The organism is Bartonella gabonensis (assembly GCF_903679515.1).
GTDB classification, from domain to species: domain Bacteria; phylum Pseudomonadota; class Alphaproteobacteria; order Rhizobiales; family Rhizobiaceae; genus Bartonella; species Bartonella gabonensis.
In genome coordinates this window covers 1-2,941 of record NZ_CAHOYM010000075.1, presented here as the reverse complement: position 1 = coordinate 2,941, position 2,941 = coordinate 1, and the positions used below count along the sequence as shown (strand labels likewise).

The following is a 2,941-nucleotide window of genomic DNA, read 5'->3' as shown; positions in this document are numbered from 1 at the left end:
TTGATTAACATATGAAATAACCAGTAAATTTCACTACTGTGCTGATCTGATCTCTCTTCATAGGCTGTGGATAAAGTGCCTCTTAAAACCCCTTTTGAAAAAATTTATCCGTTTTTTCGCATTTTTCTGCATTTCTTTCTCAATTCGTCCAAAATGGATTTAATAAGCTTCATTTTGATTCTTTTGATAAGAATTAACCCTCTCATACCAAAATGGAGCTCTGTTGTAATATGCTGCAATCTGTTAAGTCTGATCATGAACACGTCACGATACGCTCTCTGTTGGAATATTATCGCAAACAAGCAACTTCAAATGCTCAAAAGGGAAAAATCTTCGAAGATTTTGTTAGCAAATATCTTATACATGACCCTCTTCATTATGGACGCTATGAAAAGGTTGAAAGCTATTTTGAATGGGCTAAAAAGCGTGACGATTGGAATAAAAATGATATCGGCATTGATTTGGTTGCAAAGCTTCGCAATCAAGAAGGCTATGTGGCTATTCAATGTAAATTTTATAAAGCAGACCATCAGATCAGTAAAAAGGATATTGATAGCTTTATCGCAGCCTCTGGAAAAGATATCTTTAAATATCGTCTTCTCGTTGATAGCACTGAAACTGAATTAAGTGACAATGTAAATGCCATGATTAAAGGACAAGCGATACCCGTTTATCGTATTGACCTTCGTCATATGGAAAACAGTCGTATAGACTGGAAAATATTTGCAACAAAACAAGAAGTTGTTCTTAAATCAACAAAAGACCCTCGTCCCCATCAAGAAGAAGCCATCAGAGCTGTCTGTGAAGGTTTAAAAGAAGCAGACCGTGGCAAGCTGATTATGGCATGTGGTACAGGCAAGACTTTCACCAGCCTTAAGATAGCAGAAACTCTCGCCGGAAAAGGCAAGCGTGTGTTGTTTTTGGTACCTTCTCTTGCTTTAGTCTCGCAAACAATCCGTGAATGGACACTGGATACACAAATTCCCTTGCGTTCTTTTGCGGTTTGTTCGGATACAAAAGTAGGCAAGCGTCGTAAAAACCAAGATGATATTGTTGGCATGGAAACATCAGATCTTGTGCTGCCTGCTACAACAGATGCAAAAGCCCTTGCCAAAGAAGCTTGTGAACACTTCACAGAGGCAATGACGGTCATTTTTTCGACCTATCATTCCATTCAAGTGATTTCCGATGCACAAAAGGAATATGATTTACCCGAATTTGATCTGATCATTTGTGATGAAGCACACCGTACAACTGGCGCTTCATTAGGATCTGATGACAATGAATCTGAGTTTGTCAAAGTTCATGATAACAGCATTATTCGAGGTAAAAAACGTCTGTATATGACAGCAACACCTCGTATCTTTAGTGAGACTGCTAAAAGACGGGCTGATGAGATTAATGCCGTTCTGGCGTCCATGGATGATGAAGCGCTTTTTGGAAAACAACTTCATCATTATAGCTTCGCTGAAGCTGTCGATAATGAACTTTTAACCCCTTACAAGATTGTTGTTTTGGGGATTGATGAAACCTATATCACACCAGCCATACAGAAGATTATTGCCAATGAAGACCGTGAAATTGATTTAGATGATGCGGCAAAAATTATTGGCTGTTATAGAGCACTGACTAAAATAGATAGAAAAGCAGCTGTTGATGATAATGATACAGAGCCCATGCATAGTGCTTTAGCTTTTTGCAAAGATATCAATACCTCTCAATATGTTACAAAGCTCTTCAATCAAATTATCGAATCTCATATCAATGATTTTCTTAAAGACGTGCCCTTTCTGAATTGTGAAGTAAGACACATTGACGGAAAGCAAAGTGTCAAAAAACGCAATGAAGAACTAGATTGGCTAAGACAAGATGCGGGTCACGATGTTTGTCGGATCTTAAGCAATGTTCGGTGTCTTTCAGAAGGAATTGATGTTCCAGCTCTTGATGCAATCATGTTTTTACACCCGCGCAATAGCCAAGTAGATGTGATACAGGCGGTGGGGCGTGTGATGCGCCGTGCTAAAGGAAAAAAGACAGGTTATATCATTTTACCCGTTATCATTCCTTCACACCTAGAAGCCAAAAAAGCTTTACGGAATAATAAGAAGTACCATGTTGTTTGGCAAGTTTTGAATGCTTTACATTCCCATGATGAAAGGCTTGCTCGGACGATTAATCAAATGTCGCTAGGACAAGATAGCAGCCATACGATTGAGATTATAGAGGTTAAGCGTGCCGATGAATTAAAAGAACTCACCACAACAGTTGATGAGGTCACGATACCATCAAAAGCAGAAAGCTCTGGACATGTTATTGGAACAGCAGCAAGCAAAGCTAAATCACCATATGGAGAGCAAACCGAATTACCTCTCCCTTCTGAGTTTGTTGATTTTATCAAGACAATTTTTCTGGATAGTTTTAAAATCACGGATTATTGGGAAGATTGGGCTGGAAATGTTGCTGAAATTGCGCAAAACCATATTACCCGTCTTAAAGATATGCTTGTGGACGAAAAGAGTGAAACTTATCACGCCTTTGATATCTTTCATAAGGAATTACAAAACAACGTAAACAGTGAAATCAAACAAGAGGAAGCCGTTGAGATGTTAGCCCAACATCTTGTAACGCGCCCCGTGTTTGAAGCTTTGTTTAATGGCAATAAGTTTGTCCAGAACAATGCCATTTCTCAAGCCATGGAAAAGATTTTAGCAAAACTTGATAAAACAAATATTGAAGAAGAAGCAAAAGATCTTGATAAATTCTACAAAAGTATCACGTTCTGTACAGCAGGAATTACTGAACCCCAAGCAAAGCAGAACCTTATTATCAAGCTTTACGAAAGTTTTTTTGCCAAGGCATTTAAGAAAACCACGGATAGGCTTGGGATTGTTTACACCCCCGTTGAGGTTGTTGATTTTATCATTCACTCTGTTGATGATGT

1 protein-coding gene is annotated in these 2,941 nt (G+C 38.6%); it reads left to right on the top strand.

Features of this window, described 5'->3' with window-relative positions; translation table 11 throughout:
• Positions 1 to 230: 230 nt before the first annotated feature.
• A partial coding sequence (locus tag HWX04_RS07965) for a restriction endonuclease (RefSeq protein ID WP_175869591.1) occupies positions 231 to 2,941 on the top strand: 2,711 nt, incomplete at its 3' end.